At 48.2% G+C, this 17,890-nt stretch carries 21 protein-coding genes; 5 read left to right on the forward strand and 16 right to left on the reverse strand.

What is annotated here, in order from left to right:
* Window positions 1-94 precede the first annotated feature (94 nt).
* From HB631_RS09070 to HB631_RS09090, 5 genes are all read right to left on the reverse strand, one after another.
* Window positions 95-1,015 carry a MurR/RpiR family transcriptional regulator gene (locus HB631_RS09070; RefSeq protein WP_213990817.1) on the reverse strand — a complete coding sequence of 307 codons (921 nt, stop codon included), beginning with the start codon at window positions 1,013-1,015 and terminating at the stop codon, window positions 95-97.
* 179 nt (window positions 1,016-1,194) lie between these two features.
* Window positions 1,195-1,740: a hypothetical protein gene (locus tag HB631_RS09075; protein ID WP_213990818.1), complete on the reverse strand. Its 546-nt coding sequence runs from the start codon at window positions 1,738-1,740 to the stop codon at window positions 1,195-1,197.
* Window positions 1,740-2,162, reverse strand: a complete 423-nt coding sequence (locus HB631_RS09080) for a DUF3830 family protein (RefSeq protein ID WP_213990819.1) — start codon at window positions 2,160-2,162, stop codon at window positions 1,740-1,742. Before HB631_RS09080 ends, HB631_RS09075 begins: the two co-directional genes overlap by 1 nt.
* A gap of 332 nt (window positions 2,163-2,494) precedes the next feature.
* The gene (locus tag HB631_RS09085) at window positions 2,495-2,923 is read right to left on the reverse strand and encodes an RcnB family protein (RefSeq protein ID WP_213990820.1); all 429 of its coding nucleotides are present in this window, start codon (window positions 2,921-2,923) and stop codon (window positions 2,495-2,497) included.
* Between the two features lie 216 nt (window positions 2,924-3,139).
* Window positions 3,140-4,552 (reverse strand): PLP-dependent aminotransferase family protein, encoded by a 1,413-nt coding sequence (locus HB631_RS09090; protein ID WP_213990952.1) that lies wholly within the window; start codon window positions 4,550-4,552, stop codon window positions 3,140-3,142.
* 194 nt (window positions 4,553-4,746) lie between these two features.
* Between HB631_RS09090 and HB631_RS09095 the strand changes: the two genes are divergently transcribed.
* The gene (locus tag HB631_RS09095; protein ID WP_213990821.1) at window positions 4,747-5,070 is read left to right on the forward strand and encodes a DUF1127 domain-containing protein; all 324 of its coding nucleotides are present in this window, start codon (window positions 4,747-4,749) and stop codon (window positions 5,068-5,070) included.
* Window positions 5,071-5,502: 432 nt separating this feature from the next.
* Window positions 5,503-6,549 (forward strand): glycosyltransferase family 9 protein, encoded by a 1,047-nt coding sequence (locus HB631_RS09100; protein WP_213990822.1) that lies wholly within the window; start codon window positions 5,503-5,505, stop codon window positions 6,547-6,549.
* A 7-nt stretch (window positions 6,550-6,556) separates the two neighbouring features.
* On the opposite strand, the gene HB631_RS09105 is transcribed toward HB631_RS09100, so the two are convergent.
* From HB631_RS09105 to HB631_RS09125, 5 genes are read right to left on the reverse strand one after another with little or no spacing between them, the layout of a single operon-like run.
* Window positions 6,557-7,036, reverse strand: a complete 480-nt coding sequence (locus tag HB631_RS09105) for a GNAT family N-acetyltransferase (protein ID WP_213990823.1) — start codon at window positions 7,034-7,036, stop codon at window positions 6,557-6,559.
* Window positions 7,027-7,308, reverse strand: coding sequence for a DUF1778 domain-containing protein (locus tag HB631_RS09110; protein ID WP_213990953.1), 282 nt, complete (start codon window positions 7,306-7,308; stop codon window positions 7,027-7,029). Before HB631_RS09110 ends, HB631_RS09105 begins: the two co-directional genes overlap by 10 nt.
* Window positions 7,309-7,363: 55 nt before the next feature.
* Complete coding sequence (locus tag HB631_RS09115) at window positions 7,364-7,633, reverse strand: SDR family NAD(P)-dependent oxidoreductase (RefSeq protein WP_213990824.1); 270 nt, start codon at window positions 7,631-7,633, stop codon at window positions 7,364-7,366.
* Window positions 7,633-8,040, reverse strand: coding sequence for a type II toxin-antitoxin system HicB family antitoxin (locus HB631_RS09120; protein WP_213990825.1), 408 nt, complete (start codon window positions 8,038-8,040; stop codon window positions 7,633-7,635). Before HB631_RS09120 ends, HB631_RS09115 begins: the two co-directional genes overlap by 1 nt.
* A gap of 34 nt (window positions 8,041-8,074) precedes the next feature.
* Entirely contained in the window at window positions 8,075-8,278 is a 204-nt protein-coding gene (locus HB631_RS09125) for a type II toxin-antitoxin system HicA family toxin (protein WP_213990826.1), read from the reverse strand.
* A 754-nt stretch (window positions 8,279-9,032) separates the two neighbouring features.
* On the opposite strand from HB631_RS09125, the gene HB631_RS09130 reads away from it, so the two are divergent.
* Window positions 9,033-9,230 carry a hypothetical protein gene (locus tag HB631_RS09130; protein ID WP_213990827.1) on the forward strand — a complete coding sequence of 66 codons (198 nt, stop codon included), beginning with the start codon at window positions 9,033-9,035 and terminating at the stop codon, window positions 9,228-9,230.
* Window positions 9,231-9,455: 225 nt separating this feature from the next.
* On the opposite strand, the gene HB631_RS09135 is transcribed toward HB631_RS09130, so the two are convergent.
* Window positions 9,456-10,007 carry a hypothetical protein gene (locus tag HB631_RS09135; protein ID WP_213990828.1) on the reverse strand — a complete coding sequence of 184 codons (552 nt, stop codon included), beginning with the start codon at window positions 10,005-10,007 and terminating at the stop codon, window positions 9,456-9,458.
* A gap of 699 nt (window positions 10,008-10,706) precedes the next feature.
* Between HB631_RS09135 and HB631_RS26985 the strand changes: the two genes are divergently transcribed.
* Window positions 10,707-10,952 (forward strand): alpha/beta hydrolase, encoded by a 246-nt coding sequence (locus HB631_RS26985; protein WP_255556898.1) that lies wholly within the window; start codon window positions 10,707-10,709, stop codon window positions 10,950-10,952.
* A 39-nt stretch (window positions 10,953-10,991) separates the two neighbouring features.
* Here the strand turns inward: HB631_RS26985 and HB631_RS09145 are convergent, their stop codons facing one another.
* From HB631_RS09145 to HB631_RS09160, 4 genes are all read right to left on the reverse strand, one after another.
* Window positions 10,992-11,495: a DUF1543 domain-containing protein gene (locus HB631_RS09145; RefSeq protein WP_213990829.1), complete on the reverse strand. Its 504-nt coding sequence runs from the start codon at window positions 11,493-11,495 to the stop codon at window positions 10,992-10,994.
* Between the two features lie 168 nt (window positions 11,496-11,663).
* Window positions 11,664-12,827, reverse strand: a complete 1,164-nt coding sequence (locus HB631_RS09150) for an AI-2E family transporter (protein WP_213990830.1) — start codon at window positions 12,825-12,827, stop codon at window positions 11,664-11,666.
* Window positions 12,828-13,088: 261 nt separating this feature from the next.
* Complete coding sequence (locus HB631_RS09155) at window positions 13,089-15,125, reverse strand: methyl-accepting chemotaxis protein (RefSeq protein ID WP_213990831.1); 2,037 nt, start codon at window positions 15,123-15,125, stop codon at window positions 13,089-13,091.
* A gap of 378 nt (window positions 15,126-15,503) precedes the next feature.
* A complete protein-coding gene (locus tag HB631_RS09160; RefSeq protein WP_213990832.1) occupies window positions 15,504-15,698 on the reverse strand; it encodes a hypothetical protein in 195 nt (64 codons plus the stop codon).
* 381 nt (window positions 15,699-16,079) lie between these two features.
* Between HB631_RS09160 and HB631_RS09165 the strand changes: the two genes are divergently transcribed.
* The gene (locus HB631_RS09165) at window positions 16,080-17,510 is read left to right on the forward strand and encodes a hypothetical protein (RefSeq protein WP_213990833.1); all 1,431 of its coding nucleotides are present in this window, start codon (window positions 16,080-16,082) and stop codon (window positions 17,508-17,510) included.
* A gap of 2 nt (window positions 17,511-17,512) precedes the next feature.
* On the opposite strand, the gene HB631_RS09170 is transcribed toward HB631_RS09165, so the two are convergent.
* Complete coding sequence (locus tag HB631_RS09170) at window positions 17,513-17,812, reverse strand: hypothetical protein (RefSeq protein WP_213990834.1); 300 nt, start codon at window positions 17,810-17,812, stop codon at window positions 17,513-17,515.
* Between the last annotated feature and the right edge of the window lie 78 nt (window positions 17,813-17,890).

Consider the following 17,890-nt stretch of genomic DNA (forward strand, 5'->3'; position numbering starts at 1 on the left):
AAGAAGCCCTACGGCGGGTAAAGTCTTTCGCCATATCAGGATGAATTATTTTGCCGATACACGGCTGTATTTAAAAAAGTCAGTCGGCCTAACGCTAGCCGGTAAATACCTTGCGCTTGCGCGAAGAGTGATCAAGGTGATCCAGACGACTTTCCGCCTCGTTTTTCATATGATTACACATCGCGTCCAGCAGCACTGACACAATGACGGCAGGGGCGGAATAGGAATCAAATACCAGGCTGGTATTGATCGGCACCTGCAGCAATCTATCCGACCAGCGGGAGTAATCCGCCAAACCGGCATCCGCCACCAGGGCGACGGACATGCCGATTTCCCGGGCGAACTCCATGGCCCGCACCGTTTCCCGTGGATACAACGGCATCATGAAGACCAGCACGGTTTTGCCGCCGGCGGCTTTTACCTGCTCAAGCTGGTCTTCATTAATGGATCCCCCGCCGGTCAGCAGCCGGACATCGGGATGTACCTTCGCGGCGAAATAGGAAAATTGCGCCGCCAGGCCGCTGGAAGCACGCAGTCCGAGGACAGCCAGGGGCCGGGATGAAGCAAGGGCCTCGCCGAAGGAATCAATCAGGCCTTCGTCGGCAAGCATTTTCCCCAGTTCTTCAAGGTTGTGCATTTCCGCCTGCGCCGCCGCCTGATAGCGATTGGTCAGGGTTTCCGGCCGGGCTTCGGTGACGCTCAGGCCGGAGCGCAGATGCCGGCGCATTTCAAGATAGCCGCCAAAACCAAGAGACGTGGCAAAACGGGTCACGGAGGGCTGGCTGACATTGGCCAGCTTTGCCAGCTCCAGGCTGGAAAGAAAGCCGATCTCATTGCTGTTTTCGATCAGGCATTGGGCAATCCGCCGCTGTGCCGGCGTGAGACGCTGGCCCTGGGCACGCCGCTCCAGCTCGGCATAAATGGCCTGCCGCTCATTTTGTGAGCTGATAGCGGTGACGCCTGGCATATCAGGAATAGGAATGTTGATGTCTTTGTTAAACTCACTGTCAGCCATTGTTATTCCTGTGCGAAGAGTATCGACGTGGTGGACGAATACACTTTCAGCCATGCTAATCACCCTTTAATTCAGCCTGCAGTCTATACAAATTTAGTATCAACTGCTACCGGACTGCACCCCTTCGTTAACCACATTTTTTGTACCCTAAGATACAATACTCTGAATTTCAGGGTAAATTAAATCACCGGCAGCACTTTGGCCATGGCCAGCAACTCCTCCGGCTTGCGGTGCGGGAAAGCCACGCCGAGGTTCCACGGGAAAATGTAATGGATCCAGCGATGCATGCGAATAACATAGGTCATCATCGCACCGGTAAGCTCAATGTATTCCTCTTTGCTGGCCAGGGTATCCAGTGCATCGGAATACATCTGCCCCATGGCATGCATATTGGTCAGACCGAGATCGGTCATGAATTCAAATACGTTAAACGTCGCGGTTAAAAATTCCCGGGTAATACGATTGAGCGTAGGCAACTGCATATCGTCGTATTGAGATATTTTCAGGAAACGATACATTACATCGGCGCCCACCAGCATCAAATAGGCCTCAAGGTGCACCAATACCGAAAAGGACTGTTCGCCGCTGCCAGCGCCGCTGTCGATAATACCCCAGCGAATTTTTTGTATTTCTTCCGGTTCATGCAGCCAGACACGATCGATTTCTTTCTCGATAATGGCTTTTGCGTCACGCCAATGACCTTCAAATTTCGTGATGTTAGACATCAGGCAGCCTTCCTCACAATGATTTCAACGGTATTGCGCCGTGGTTGCGCAACGGTATGTTCCCAGACGTGAGCGCCAAGCCGCTGTAGCGCAGGCAGATCTTCCGCAAAGACCTCACCGAATTTATTCACCCGCGCGCTCTCGGTAATGCGGCCATAGGTCAGGCAGATCGATTGCCCGGGCGCGTAGAGATACACCGCTCCCGGAGAGCGCGGCACCATATTGCTGCGGCCGAGATGCACAATGCGGGTCGGCATCCAAACGGCCTCGCCGGAAATGACCACATGGCCCAACATGCTGTGCAGCGGCAGCTGCGCCAGCACTTGCTGGACCACATCGGGGTTTTCATCGGTCAGAAGTTTTACTCTGAACGTCAGCTCCAGCTCAGGTACATGAAACTCAAGCGTATCCTTTGAAGACATCGTGCCCTCCGGTAGTATTGTTTATTTCAGTTTTTTTATTATGAATAATTTTATACTTAGTGTAAATGAATAAAATGATTCTTTTATCGGCTTAGCCAACCAGTACCGAGAAAGAGATCACGCCATAGTAGTTATGAGCATGTTCAGGAGATCAGGCCTAAGAGAGGATTTGGATGAAACGTATCCAGCGCCGTAAGTCCATCGATAACGCATATGGGAACGGGGATCTATAATGCCGGGGGCAGTTTTTGCGGGCGGGAAAACACTGAAAAAAAAAGCCGATGTGATTCACATCGGCTCGCGTTGAAAGCAACGGTGTAGATGGTGAGAAATTAATTATTTAAGGCATTGCCGATAAGAATGGAGGTGATAATCCCCGTCGCCACGGCAACCAGCACATAGTTACCGTTCACGTAAGCCCATTGTTCGCCGCGAGGCGGTTCATACAAGCCACGTTGACGCCAATCATGGACACGATAATGCTCGTTACGATATTCAGGGGGTAACGGGCGTCCGCGTCGGAAGTCGTGGCCGTTGGCGGCAAAATGATCCCGTTCGCGGCCATGAAAATTACCATGCTGAGGCCCACCGTGTCCGTCATGACCCTGAGGTCCTTCATGGCCCCGTTGTCCTTCATGGCCTTTTTGATGCCATTGCTGATCCTGCGGACCGCCGCCATGGTCATCGGCGAAGGAAGCAATGGGAAGACAGGAGCTGGTAGCGATCAGCGTCATCACCATTGCCAATGTTGTTTTTTTCATATTCATGTTCCCCATGACAAACTGCTTGTATAGCCAGTAATGCAATAATAATAGATAAAATAGGCGCGATATGGATCACGAAATATCTTAAAAACCGCTATTTGACAAACATTTACCGTCGTTAGCAATTCCTTAACATAACCCGAAAAAGCCAGGACGACACAAAGCGATCAAAACACAGCCATCAAGATATACATAAGCAAGAGTATAGCCTTATTAAGGGACCAAGAGCTGGTTTATGACAACACCTATCTGCCGTATGGCATTTTCAATTTCGGCGGTTAATGTGTGGGAATAATTTATCCGCATGCAGCTGTGAAATTTTCCGGCGGTGGAAAACACCGCTCCGACGGCTATGCTGATGTTCCGCTCCGCCAACAGGGCGTTCAAATGTTGGGTGTCAATGCCATTATCCAGCTCGACCCACAGCAAACATCCCCCTTGAGGGCGGCTGATACGGGTGCCGCAGGGAAAATATTTTGTTATCCAGCCGGTCATGATATCAAGATTGCGCTGATACTGGCCGCGCATACGTCGGACATGTTTCAGGTAATGGCCCTGTTTGATAAAATCCACAATGGCCAGCTGCGTCAGGCTGGCGGTGGACCCGGAGCCGGTATATTTCATATGGACGGCGCGCTTCATATAACTACCCGGCGCTATCCAGCCCACCCGCAGGCCCGGGGCCAGCGTTTTGGAAAATGAGCTGCATAACAATACCCGACCCTCATCATCCATGGAGGTAATCGTGGCGGGCCGGGGATAATGGTAAGAGAGTTCGCCGTACACATCGTCTTCAACGATGACCACATCATAACGTTGGGCCAGCTTTAACAACGCTTTCCTGCGCTCGAGGGGCATGTTGTAACCCAAGGGATTATGGGCGGTGGGCGTCACCATAATGGCTTTAACCGGCCACTGATCCAGCGCCAGTTCCAGCGCTTCGACGCTGATGCCGGTCACCGGGTCGGTGGGGATTTCCAGCACCTTCATACCCAACCCGTGCAGAAGCTGTAAACTGCCGTGAAAACTCGGACTCTCCACCGCGACGATATCCCCCGGCGCGCAGACGCAACGAACGGCGATGGACAGCGCTTCACGGCAGCCATTGGTAATCATGATATTGCTCGCATCCATATGGCTGCCGCTGTCGATAAGCAGCCGGGCGATTTGCTCACGCAGTTCGATAGACCCCATGACATCATCATAACTGAGGGTGCGGAGATCGTGCCGCTGGCTCAAATGGCTTAATGCCCGCGTCAGCGGCTTCAGGCTGCTGACGCTGACATCGGGGGCGGCCGACACGAAGGTGATTTCCCCGTCCTTGAGCGGGGCCACCATCTCCAGCACCTGATCCCACTGCGGAATCGACAGCGAGCACTGACACATCGAGCATATCGCGGGCAGTTCGGGACGGGTTTTCAACGGCGAAACAAAATAGCCGGATTTGGGGCGCGCCTCCACCAACTGCTGGTCTTCCAACTCGCGGTAGGCCTGCTGCACGGTGGTGATGCTGACCCCGTGTTCCTTGCTAAGCACCCGGATGGACGGCAGCCGGACACCGACGGGATACAACCCTTGTTCAATACGTTGGCTCAGTATGGAAGCCAGATTTTGGTAACGCGTCATAGCCATAAGCGGGTATCAACTCACCACCGGTAAAGGTGTAATAAAAACTGAAAAGAGTACAGATTACCCCTATAAATAACACAATGTGTCATGGTTGTGCCATCTGTATCTATTAAAGCACTAATCAATTGAATCTACTCTCTTTTGTCCAAAAGATTCATGCTATTGACATCGATTCCGAGTGGACAACAGCCATGAAAAATTCATTGCAAAAGAATTATTTAACCCGCTATGACGCCGACAATATCGCCGATAAAGCCGAAAGCATCGGCAGCGACCATATCGTCGATAAAGCAGATAACAGCGACGGCATTTTCGACAAAGCCGCCAGCGGCGGCAAAGTAACGCCCATCACCGTAAAATGCTTTGCGTACTGGGCTGCGTTATTTCACCGCTATAAATTTTGGCGGGCCCATAGGCGCGATCGCAAGGCCTTGATGGCGATGCACGATGGTCAATTACGGGATATCGGGCTGACCCGGAGTGACCTGCCCTACCGGGATGAGAGAAAATTCTAACTCACCACCCGTCAGGTTAGGGGTAAAGCAGGTTTACCCCCGCCCTTCTCATTTATCAAGGCGGTTATTTTATGCCTCCGGGTTTGGCGTCAATCGCGGTATGGCATATGCGCACTTATGCCCACTTGCCACGTGCCTGCGCTGGGGCGCGCGAAACATCACCCTCGCTTAATACTACGCAGACTTAAAAATTTAATTGATACTCATATTCACAATTCAATTCAAAATCCGAACTAAACCCCGCACGAAAAATACAATAAAACTATTCACATTTATTTTGTGAAAGAGTAGTTTCTATCTTATTCTTTTAGGTCAGAAATACTTGCTACCGATAAGCCCCTTGGCGCCGTTAACCAACGGCATTAAATATTGAATGAAACATTAATAATAATTAGGCTACTAACAGCCTGGTATTTTACATATAGGTACATAATGAAAGTGTTAGTAATTTGCAGGGATAATATTGGTGACACGATCCTTACAACTCCGCTGATGAGCGCTTTGTCGGAAACTTTGCATTGTCAAGTCGATGTGCTGGTAAACAGCTACAACGCCGAGGTCCTAAAAGGTAATCCTCATATATCGAAAACATATTCCTATACAAAGACCCACCATAGAAACAGTAAATTTTCTGTAATAAGGATAATACTTTCGCGTATCAAATTACTCTTTGAAATAAAGAAGGCTGGATATGATGTAGCCATTATCGGTAAAGGGACCTGGGATAAACGTGCATTACATTGGGCCGCTTTCTCAAAAGCGAAACGTATAATCGCCTTGGGTAAACGGACACATCCCAAAATCACCGATTTGATCCCCCAGTCTCCTTCTCCTTATGTGCATTTTGTCGATTTGTTCCATCATATGCTGGAGCCTTTGGATATCTCGTCACGTCCCGGAAGATTGGAACTGTATGCAGATGCCGCGCTGATCGCCATGTATCGGCAGCGTTACGGCGTCTCCAGTGAAAGAGTAGTGATAGCCTTGCAAATCAGTTCGCGTAAAGTGACGCAGCGTTGGCCGGCGGAAAGCTTTATTCAACTGGCGGTTCGCATCGCAAAAGCCATACCCTGCCAGTTGCTTTTATTATGGTCTCCAGGACATTCAGACAACCCACGCCACCCTGGCGACGATGAAAAAGCCCATCATATCGCTGAGGCATGCAAGGATTTACCCATCATTCCCATCCCGACTGTAACGCTGTCTGAACTCTTCGCCGCCATGTCTTTATGCGATCTCCTTGTCAGCAGCGACGGCGGCGCAATGCATGTCGGGGCCGCCTTGGGCAAGCCGACCGTGGCCCTATTCGGCGATAGCGATCCCGGCCACTGGGCGCCGTGGCACGTTCCCCACAAAATCTTGCAAAACAATGATCAAGACGTGCGCTCAATCAGCGTCGATACGGTATTTATAGCACTGGAGAACTTGCTGGAGCAGTCATCCATCAGTCTCAAGCAAATTAGCCTGGACAGAGGCTAAGAGTTTATCACCATAAAGGTAACAGTAGTGTGCTTGGCTGTATTTCTGAGGGAATAAAGCCCCAATGCCGATAAAAAGCGTGGGCATCATCAGACAACGCATGAACCAACAACGCTTTGGTGCCAACCTGCTCAGCGACTTGCCGGGCGCGTAAAACTGCGTCTTTTAGCAATCCCACGCCAAGACCCAGTCTATGGTAACGTTCATCTACCGCCAAACGCCCCAAGACTAAGACGGGGATAGGCTCGGGCATATTACGCCTCAACGCTCCGGATAGGGTTTGTCGCTGCACACTACCGGTTGCCAGTGCGTAAAAACCAATGACCTGCTTGGTGCCCAATTCGCAGATGATAAAGGTCCTGGATGCGCCAATGGTCTGGTTTTTTAGCGCTTTCCGTTTCAGCCATTCATCCAATGACGGCTCTGAACAATGAAAATCCACAATAATATGCTGGGAAGCCAGCAATTCGGGTACAGCTATTCCCACGGCGATTTCCTATCCAGCAGTGCATGTAATCTCTCATTGACAGAAACAGGCTTTTCAATGGCGTCAATGAAAGCGCTGAATCGCTCTTCGTCAATCACAAATAATCGTTGATCCAGTAACACTTCCTGCGCCTCCCGGCATGCCGCATCAAGAACAAAATCAGTGCGTGATTTTGACAGCAAATTGGCTGCCATATCGATAAGTTCCCGCTGTGACGCTTTTGCCCTGATATTGATGGGCGTTTCTTTCACATCTGTTCTCGCTATTCTCATCACTCATTCACCCCGTATAGCGGATTGCTATACAAACATCATAACCTAACGTATATCAAATTGCTATACACGGGCGGAGCGAGTGCTGGGCTATGGCGTATAACGTAACTTCTCTATCAGCCGGCAGCTGCCTTGAGCTGGCGGGCAATACCGCGAGGGACATCAGGAAGGACGAGGTGAGATTAGCCGCCAGCACCACCCCCCAATCTTCCGGCATGATATCCTGCCAATCCTGCACCTTGGCAATACCGGCGTTATTCACCAGGATATCAACTTCACCCAATGCCGCCCGGGTTTGCAGCACGATCGACGAAGGGAAAGCCATCAGAGAGCAATTTTCTCTCTCGCCAATTCAGACAGAAACTGGCTACGGCTCTTGTAATGGCGGCTGGTGGTAATATACCTGTCAATTGCCGTGAGTAAATTCTGCGGCATGGTGAGGTTGAATTTCACCGCCTTACGCTCATATTTCGCCGGATCGATGTCCACAAATCCCAAGATGCCGCTCTCCTCGGCCAACCTTGCATCCCCCAAATAACATTGTGCATCTTTAGGCGGTGCGGGAAGCGGATAACCTTCTTCGATCAAAGCCTCCATATGGACCGCAAACGCTTCTTCCGCATCTCTGCTGACGCCTGCCAATGTATCACTGGCGAAAAAGCAGCCCTCAATGCCGGGGAAGTAGCCGTCGAAACCATGATCAGTTTTGAAGATAAAAATAGGATAAATCATTGAACCCTCCCATAAAACACATCCCACCGCTTTGTCATATAAATGCGATACCGGATATCTGTTGCACCTGCTTGATAAGCCCTTTCGATACGTCCTTGCGTGGATGAGAGATAGTAATAATTTTGATCCACCCAGGTTTGGTCAGCGTAACATGGCTTCCTTTCACTTTTCTTGGACCCATTTTTCTGATAATCCATCCGTCCTCGTGTAAACGCTTAATCAGTTCTCCGCTGGTCATCTGACTTCCTTGCCTTCCATGGTGGGTATAATACCTACCGTTGTGATTTTAGTCAATTATGGACCAAGGAAAATTTATCTAATAATAAATTGCTCCATTAAATTGGGTAACTGCGTGGGTGAACGCATTAATTCAGTTTTTATGAAAATAAAGAACGCCAAATCATTTTTATGAAAAAATAATACTAGTTGCATGAGTATTTAAATGATGTAATAACATTATTAATTGAAAGTCGAATGAATATTTACTTAAATTTACTCACGGAAAAATGTCGATAATTAATACAGGCATATATAATTATAGAAAAATAATTTATTACTTGTACTTAACCCTTTTCAGATCTAAAAACAATATAACCTATTGATTATATTAACTTAGCAACTAATATTTTTGTTAATTCTCCCTTGCCATCTTCAAATTAATTCCGTTATTATAGCCCGGCATTACTTTTTTAATGTAGGGACTCTCACTCCCTGGTTGGCTTACGGCGGCATAATATGCTGGTTGTATTATGTCGTCTTCTAGGTAATCATTGAACAGCAAGCCAGAGCTTGTTGTAACATCAATGGTGGCTCAGGTCGGGCAGCTTTAGGGCTGGCCGAGAAATAGTAAGCCCCGGTTGTGAGAACCCGATTTGGGCCACCGCCATTGATTGTATTTTTTGCGGTGGTACTCGCAACTGAGGTCACCGTATCTGTTTTCTTGCCTCTCATGAAACATCTACGCTGCACCTCACTTTTATCAGGTGTTTACCATGGAAAACCTTATTGATCCCGCCAACCTGTGTTTCGACGACGTACAGTGTCAATGCCGGGCGCTAGCCTTTGCCGCGTATAAAATCGAAGACGAAGACGTCCGGGAGCTGCTGTTATATACCCTTATGGAAAAACAGCAGCAGTTGGATATGCTGCTACCGACTAACCTACCGATAAAAATCGACGCCGCGCTTTAAGGCAGTATTTTTTTTATGCCCTTGCAGACCGATAATGAGAGGGGAGGAATACAGCCCCCGGCTAAAAAAAGAAGCGGCAAGGTGAGAAGTTTTTACCGGTCAACGGCTAACCCTAAGACGAATTCGCCACCAGGCCCTTCGAGAGCTAGCTAATTGCATCCAAAAATTCGCGGACCAGTCAAGGTGCTTAAGGTCGTCAGGCTAAAAAAGAGCAAGAGGCTGATTTTACTTATCTACACTTATATGATCCGCCACGGGAATATCTGAGTTCAGGATCTTGAAGATTGTTTTTCCAGCCGCGACCACTATTTGCGTCCTGCCCTCCTTGCCAAGAAATAGCGCGCTTAAACCGGTAAGTATGACTATCACAGCCATTGAAGCGATAAGCCCTGATAAACCGCCATCAAGCCATTTACCAAATTTCACCCAGGGTGGAGTGATTATTCTCTGGTACTGCTCAACCTTTTCCTGATATGCAGACACAGCATCTCTTTTGATCCTTTCCTTCGTCTCGATAACGAATTTTTCAGACAATTCCCTCGTCTGCTGATAGAAATGTTGCCGCATACCTTCCTGTTGAATTACCGAATCATGCAGGCTTTTCAGCTGTAACGCAAGTTGAGGATCACTCCATAGTTCGTGCCGAGCCCGTTTAATAACGCTGTTTTTATGCACTTTGTAAAGAGCATATGCAAGAATATGTTCAGGTTCTCCTTGTATAAGAATTAGCGAATTATACACATATTGCTTTGTAGACGATTTTAAACTCAATGACATTTTTCACCCGCGAAAATTAGGCATGCCTTACCAAGCTTATATTAATCATAATAACTATTATTTTGCTTAATGATCTTTGAAAATGCAGCCTGAAATATCTTTTTGTTTTCAATATACTCTGCCATCTTCCTATCATTGAAAATCCACTTACGAATGAAGGCATGGCACACAGTGAACCCTGCGCGACAATGAATCTTAAAGCATCGCATCTAAAAGACGTTCAGTCTGGTTTATTATGCGCTCTTGTCCGCACCAATGATGATTGACACAAAGGACCTGCCACAAAGTCGAGCTGTCACACAATGTGTAAAGTCTTGACTGGAAGATATCAAACAACAAGGTTACAAATAAACCATTTAAATAATATTCCCCGAGCCACTATTTGATTTTATTTATTTTCGAACCCTGGATTTATCACTCGTTTATGCTCTTTCAATTATATTATTTACAATGCAATGATCTCTTTATTCAAACGTTGCCATTGTTTCACCGCCAATTGTGAACCGTCCGCAGGTGGCGGGGCTGGTTTATATTGCCGCCTTCCCGCCGGGAAAAAGAGAAACCCTAGTCACTCTGGCTGGAAAGATTCCGGCAGCCAGTAAAGGCATTACCACAACCTCCGAACATTTCCTCTAACTGGACCCGAAGGTTTATCACGCAGATTTCGCCGCCGATGTATCCAGCAGCCAGACCGGTTTTATGGCCCGTTCCCAGGTGATGCCCGCCGCGGCCATTTTCGGCACGCCCGCATGGAAGACTAAGCCAAGCTGGACACTGGTTGCCACCCAGGACAGATCCATCAACCCCGATCTGGAACGTTATATGGCGAAGAGGGCCAAAAGCCAGGTTGTGGAAGTTAAAGGCAGCCATGCGGTGTATATTTCGCAGCCAGGCAAGATCGCCGCGCTCATTGAAAAAGCCGCCAATAGCATATCAGATGATTAAATCATCACCGCCTGCGCGCCTGGATTCGGCAGGCGCCATTCACGCCCCGATAGGTAAATATCCTTGCCAGGCAGGCTTGGCCGGCTCGCCGTTGGGGTTCTCATGAAGATGCAGATAAAATCCACCCACCTTATCCAATAGCAGGCAGTCATCGACGTCTTTGAGGTTATCCTTGTGCTGTTGGTCGGTGCCCCGCAACAGCGTTTCCAGCGCCCGGCTTTTGGCGGCGTCGGCATCTTCGGCCACAAACAGATCAAACTCATGCAATTCCGCCAGAGAATCCGGACGGTATCCGCCGGCATTAACAAAATAGAGCTTCTGTTTGCCTTGGTAGGGTTCGGTGGACAACGTTACATCATAGCCATCGGTCCAATTAATGATTGTGTAGCCGTCAAGATGGATCTTGTCTTTGTCGCCATACCAGGCTTCCCGTAAAAGCGGCCAGGCCAGTTCAGGCGTATCCACTGCGGCAAACTGCACGTCGTGAACTTCAATATTAGACCTACCTGCGTTACCGCCCAAATAAAACATAAATAAATTCATGTCGTTACGCTCCAGCATCAATCATTGTTTACAACCTCACATAACGCATGATGCTATACATGTTGAACATGTTTTGGAAGAAAATATGCCATATGAACACGATTGAAAGCGAAGATGCCGTGTCCTTGGCAAAAATATTGTTTGGTCATTTTTATATTACAAATAAACCTAGGGCTTGTTTATGTTGTCGCTTTTCTCAATTTTATCCATCTGTTGTTGTGCGAGAAGATTTTCGCTTTCTTGGGCTTCAGTTATAATATCTTCATCTATTTCCACAACGTTCCCTTGATGATCTCTGCCGGAAAGTAAATTCCAGCAGGCAATAAAGAGGGAAGCTATCAATGGGCCAATGATAAATCCATTAAGACCGAAGAATGCCATGCCGCCAAGAGTGGAGATGAGCACCACGTAATCAGGCAATTTAGTATCTTTACCCACAAGTAATGGCCTGAGGATATTGTCTACTAGACCAATGATGACGACGAAAAATGCGACGAGAAAAAAACCTTTCCAGGCAACACCTGCAAAGAAGAAATAAATAGCAACCGGGGCCCAGATGATGGCTGAACCAATAGCGGGAATAAGTGAAAGAAATGCCATCAGCGCGCCCCAGAGCATAACCCCTTTAACACCAACGATATAAAATGCCATGGCGCCAAGAGCCCCTTGGACAAGAGCGACAATAACAGTTCCTTTTACCGTTGCTTTTGATACTGCGGCGAATTTAACAAAGAGATGATGTTTTATGTGTTTAGATAACGGAATTGAATCGAGGATCAGTTTGATGAGATGGGAGCCATCTTTTAAAAAGAAAAATAATAGATATAACATAATACCAAAGCTGACCGTGAAGCTGAAAGTACTTTCTCCAATCAAAAGCACGCTATTGGCAAGCGTTTGACTTCCTCGCATAAATACATCTGATAATTTTTGTTGCAGTGTATTGGTGTTGCTTAAATCATGTGAGGAAACAAATTCCTGCATTCTTTTAGGAAGATGGTCTAATGCGCCATTAAAAATGGTGGCAAAAGGTATTTGGTTGTGTTGAACGGCGTTAAATAAATCATTGCATTCCATTGCAAGCGAAGTTGTGATTAAAGAAAGGGGTATGAAAACAATCAGACAGATGAGAATAATGGATATAAAAGAGGCCAGCCCATTTTTATCTTTCAGCATCTCTCTTATCTTCGTTTTTAAAGGATAAAATAGTAGTGCAAGTATTGCGGCCCAGAGAATTGCCGAATAATAGGCTTTGAGGACAAGAATAAAAGCCACTGTACTGATCGCTAACAATAAAACAAAAAAACCTTCATTCATTCCCTTAAGTTTCATTTGAAGATCCCAGCATATTAGAAGAATTATTTACAATTAGTGTAGTAAAAATAGTACTTTTTGCAATAATTCGCTTCTTTAATCCTCAATAGAGGGTTATTTGCAGGGCGCGGCACCATGAATATCATTAAAGGCGCTTATGATAGAGATCAATCCTTCCTATGGACTGAAATGAAGCCATCGTCATTGAAAAACCCACTTCCACCCTAACCCGGCCCTAAGACCGGGTATCGACGACACTGTGGTTAACCCAGGCAGAGTTTAAAAGGTTTGCCAGTTCGCGTCCGGCCCCAGGTTTTGCAGCTTGCCGACGACGGACGGGGCTTTTTTAGCCGGCGCCCTGCGTTGTGTTTGTCCGGTCGAGCCGGTGGTTTGGGTTCTTGAGGTTGTTTGCCCCGCAGAGGCATCGTTCAGGCTATTGGCCCGCTGGGCTATAGGCGCCGCCGTCGATGTCCTGGCCCGAACCTGAGGCTGAGGAAACGGCTCAACTTTAGATGTTCTGGCACGGTTTTGCGGAGTCTGTACGTCATAGACAGACTGTCCTTGTGCCCTGGGCGAAACGGTGGATGACCTGCCGCGGCCTTCCTGGGCCTGTGCACCAAGGCGCGACCGCCCTTGTGCCATAGGCTCAACGGCCAATGTCTTGGCACGGCTTTGCATGGCCTGTTCACCCATCCGCGAACGGTCCTGGGCCACCAGCTCACCCACCAGCGCCTTGGTCCGTCCCGGGGAGACTGTTGCCGGCGCAAGCTGGAATACCGCCACCATTTCCGTGAGATAATGGGCCTGCTCTTCCAGCGAAGCCGAGGCGGCAGCGGATTCTTGTACCAGAGAGGAGTTCTGCTGTGTGACGCTGTCCATTTCCGTCACTGCCTGGCCGATCTGGCTGATACCCTTGCCTTGTTCATCAGAGGCCGAGGCAATCTCTCCCATAATGTCCGTCACGTGGGTAATGGCCTTGACGATATCCCCCATGGTGGCTCCCGCATTGGCAACCTGTTTAGAGCCGATACCGACACGCTCCACCGATTCGCCAATCAGGGTTTGAATCTCTTTCGCGGCCTGGCCGCTGCGCTGCGCCAGGCTGCGTACTTCCCCCGCCACCACGGCGAATCCCCGGCCCTGTTCGCCGGCCCGGGCCGCTTCCACCGCCGCATTGAGCGCCAGAATATTGGTCTGGAAAGCGATGCCGTTAATCACATCGATAATTTCGACGATTTTCTTTGAACTGGCGGCGATGCTGCCCATGGTAGCCACCACTTCCTCGACGATCACGCCGCCTTTTTTGGCGGTTTCCGAGGCGTCTTGCGCCAGTTTACTGGCCTGGTGGGCATTTTCCGTATTGTGTTTTACCGTGGAATTAAGCTGTTCCATGCTGGCGGCGGTCTGTTCCAGGGCTGAAGCCTGCTGTTCCGTGCGCGAGGAGAGATCGGTGTTGCCCTGGGAAATCTCGCTGGCCCCCTGGTAGATGGATTCCGCGCTGCCGCGGATTTGCGTGACCGTATTAACCCAATTGGTTTGCATGTCGCGCAGGAAAGGGATCAGTTCGCCGACACAGTTGCGGCCCATATCGGTAATGGTGAAACCGAGCTGACCGGCGGCCAGCGCCCGAAAATGCCCTTTGATGGCATTCAGGGGCCTGACCAGATGGCGCACCAGATAACGATCGGTAAACAGCAAAATCACGACTCCGGCCAACAACGCCGCCAGCAATGCCCGCTGGCTCAAGGTGACCAATAGGGCGATACGGTCGTTGGACGCGTTCTTTATACTGTCCACCGCTCCATTGTATTCCTGCATCACCGAGGTGAATTGATTGCGCAGCGGCAGATAGGTCTCATGCAGGCCCTGGTTGAAATCGTCATAACGTCCATCCTTTACCGCCTGCAGAAGCGGCTGCATGCCGAGGGTGCGCAGCTGCAGCGAGCTGTTGTAAATTTTATCCACCAGCAGCGGATCAAGCTGACCGTGATCGATGTTTTTGAACTGCGTCAACCCCTGGTCGATAAGCTCCAGCTCAGACGCCACCGCGCCCAGCTCCATCTCGGCATCGGCCCGGGCCCCGGATTGTCCGGCGCGGGCCGCACGCTCCAATGTCGTCACGATGCGATAATAATGGTCATTGGCGCCATTGATGATGTCGCTGTTTAACTGTTCGTTATTGCTCAGTTGCAAGGTCTGATTGACTTGATTAAGGGAAAACAGTGTGTACGCGGAAACGCCAAGCCACAGCAAAGAGAAGAAAATAAGGATAGCCATCAACGCCGTTCTTATCTTTATATTTTTTATAAAATTCATAAATGCACCCTTGCAATGTCACTTTGCTGTTGTTTTACCCTGACAGCACATGCCCATGTTAAATCCCCTTCCCGTTGGCGTTCTGCAACGGCAACGGTTAAACAAAGTCCTACCATGGGGAAATATGCCTGGCGAAAATGGCAATGGCTGTATTATCGGCAATTTATGAAGGAATATTATGCTTAGAAGCAGAAATAATCGTAGGTGTGGAGCAAAAAATGATTCACCGGATGTTCTTATGTACAGAAGCCATCGTGATTATTTATAGATTTGTATGCTGAGCCGGTAAGGATGAATGAAAAAACGTATTAAAATGAACCAATTATGCGGGTAAGCCTCGGCCGGGAAGGCGTGGCTGCCCGCATGTTTTTGCCCTGTCTATTCTCTTTCATGGCGGGCCGACTCTAGGGGCGCCATTTCAATTTCAACACCGTATAAACATCCCAAGGGCAGAAAGGCGGCCAATCTTCGCGCAATGTCCATAGCGGGATCCGGCTGGGCCGGAAAGATCATTTTATCCCGGATGCGCTGCCATAACCGGCCTGTTGCGGTTGAACCTGATGTGTTTTTCATAAAAAGATCCTCGCTTTTCGCATCGGACAATCAATGCAGTATCCAGTTAAGCGCAAATCCTTCCATTTCTGAAACATCGATTTGTGCTGACAATATCTGAAAAAACGATAACGGCCCCATAGCCGTTTCGTCGGTCTGCCTGCAGTGATCTATGCATCTCGCCAAAAACAGTGAATGACTTATTCACATCACTTCCCATTCCCTGTTTGAGTCCGTTCTTTTAAAGTGTTTTTTTCAAAAAATCCGATGCCGGTAAATGCACTGCTTAACATCAAGCTTTTACACCTTTAGCTAATCTCATTTAAATTTTCATAAAGATTTAATTAATAATTAAATCAGGTATTGAAAATATACTTAAAATAATTATTCCAAGAGGTCAGTATGCTCACCCTTAACAAAAATCCCTCTGCATTCCCTAAAACCCATTCTTTTGATTTTGGCTCACCCGCGGTTGAAACGAGACTAATCAATAAGTTCGATGATGTTGATATAGCCTCAAAGGCGGATATCATTACCGAGCTTTGGCAAAAATGTCATTCAGCATCGGCGGGCGCCCCCCTTCAGACTGATGTCAGCGAACCTGTCGCTTTGGGTATGAAATTATATGATTGTATGGATAGCGCGGCGCAATTGCTTTTAGTCCAAGACAGGATTAACGAAAGTGCAGCACAGATTTTTTATGCCGCCGTACGCCGGCAGATTCAATTTGAACAGTTGGACAAGCAACTAAAGGCCAGGCTCTGCACCATGACGCTGTCCTTTTTGGAGAGATCAAATGCAGTGGATGATGCAACATTAATGGATTTCTATATGAATATCGTCCATCTCCTGAAGATTCCCCAAGAACTGACAGAGATGATATTTACCAATGTTTTTATGCATAGCCATCGTCTTATGGAAAAGTCGTTGCTGGATACCGCAATCCAATTGCTCGCTAACAGTAGAGAGGGGTTTTTCACCACCAGCACGCTGCTGTATAATCCAGATGATTTTGCATATCCCTTTAATGTTGCAAGCTACATTAAAGAGATATCGGATCTATGGCGAAACAATGCGATTAAAAAGTTACGCCTGTTGATGCCGGGTCAAAAGCTGATGATCCCCATCCAGTCCACATCCATTGATAACAAGACTCTATTTGCGATGGATGGGCATTTCTGCGCGATCCTCGCCATGAGAGCCAAGAAGAGTTACAGGATTTATATTTTTGATAGTAATAGCTCTCCCAACACAAAGGATAATATCCCAGAATTGATCATGAACCTTATTGAGGAAAATGAAAAACCTCAATGTTTCTATTTTCGCCAACCCTTTCAAGACAATAATGATTGCGGCTTTCATACGTATAATTTTTTCAAGCTATGCCTCGCCGCACCCGCCGGGGCCTTTGACAACGACCCCCGCGCTTTAAGGAAAATGTTCGACGATTATGTTCAACCTTTAGACAGCCGTAATTATCTGTTTGACCAGGACAGCAAGTTCATCAGCTATCGGCTGCGTACGCAATTTGTTCTGGATTGCATTAAAAATGGTTATACCGACGGTTTGCAAAATGCCGAGTATATGATTAGCCTGCTTCGTCAGCCTCCGGACAGCAGCTGGCCCGTTATGCCTAAAAGACAGGACTCCCGCCGTACGGTCATGCTTTGGAACAACCTGCGGTCAAGGCTAGAGAACGTGTTTTCCCTTAAGCGCTCAAACTCAAATACAAAGGTAAAAAATAACTCAGATGACATTCAGAAAGAGGAATGGGTAGCAATCTATAACGCCGATCGGGGAAATGCCGAGTGTCATAAAGAGATGCCGGAGTGATGTCACATACGGCATGATTGATGAAAAGCCGCGGCATCCCTTGCCAGCGCATCAATGTGCGCACTGAGGATTTTGATCTTATGGATTAGCGGGTTGCGATCGGGTGAGCTGTCGAGATTATTGAGCTGGCTTACCAGCAGCGCATTTTGCTCACGCAGCTTCGCCTCTCGCCTCATGCTGAGATCCAATTGCTGTTGCAATGCCTCATGATCCAGCCGCCACTGCTGCTGGTGTCGCGCAAAGCTTTGCTCAAGCTCTGTTAAGGCAATATTCATACGTGCTTCAAACTCTTGCAACAACATTATGGTTCCTTAAAATTTACCTTGAGCGAAGTATAACGATTGGCCGGCGAACCGACAAACCTTATGGTACCGGCGCGG

Source organism: Sodalis sp. dw_96 (assembly GCF_018449575.1).
Lineage (GTDB): Bacteria > Pseudomonadota > Gammaproteobacteria > Enterobacterales > Enterobacteriaceae > Acerihabitans.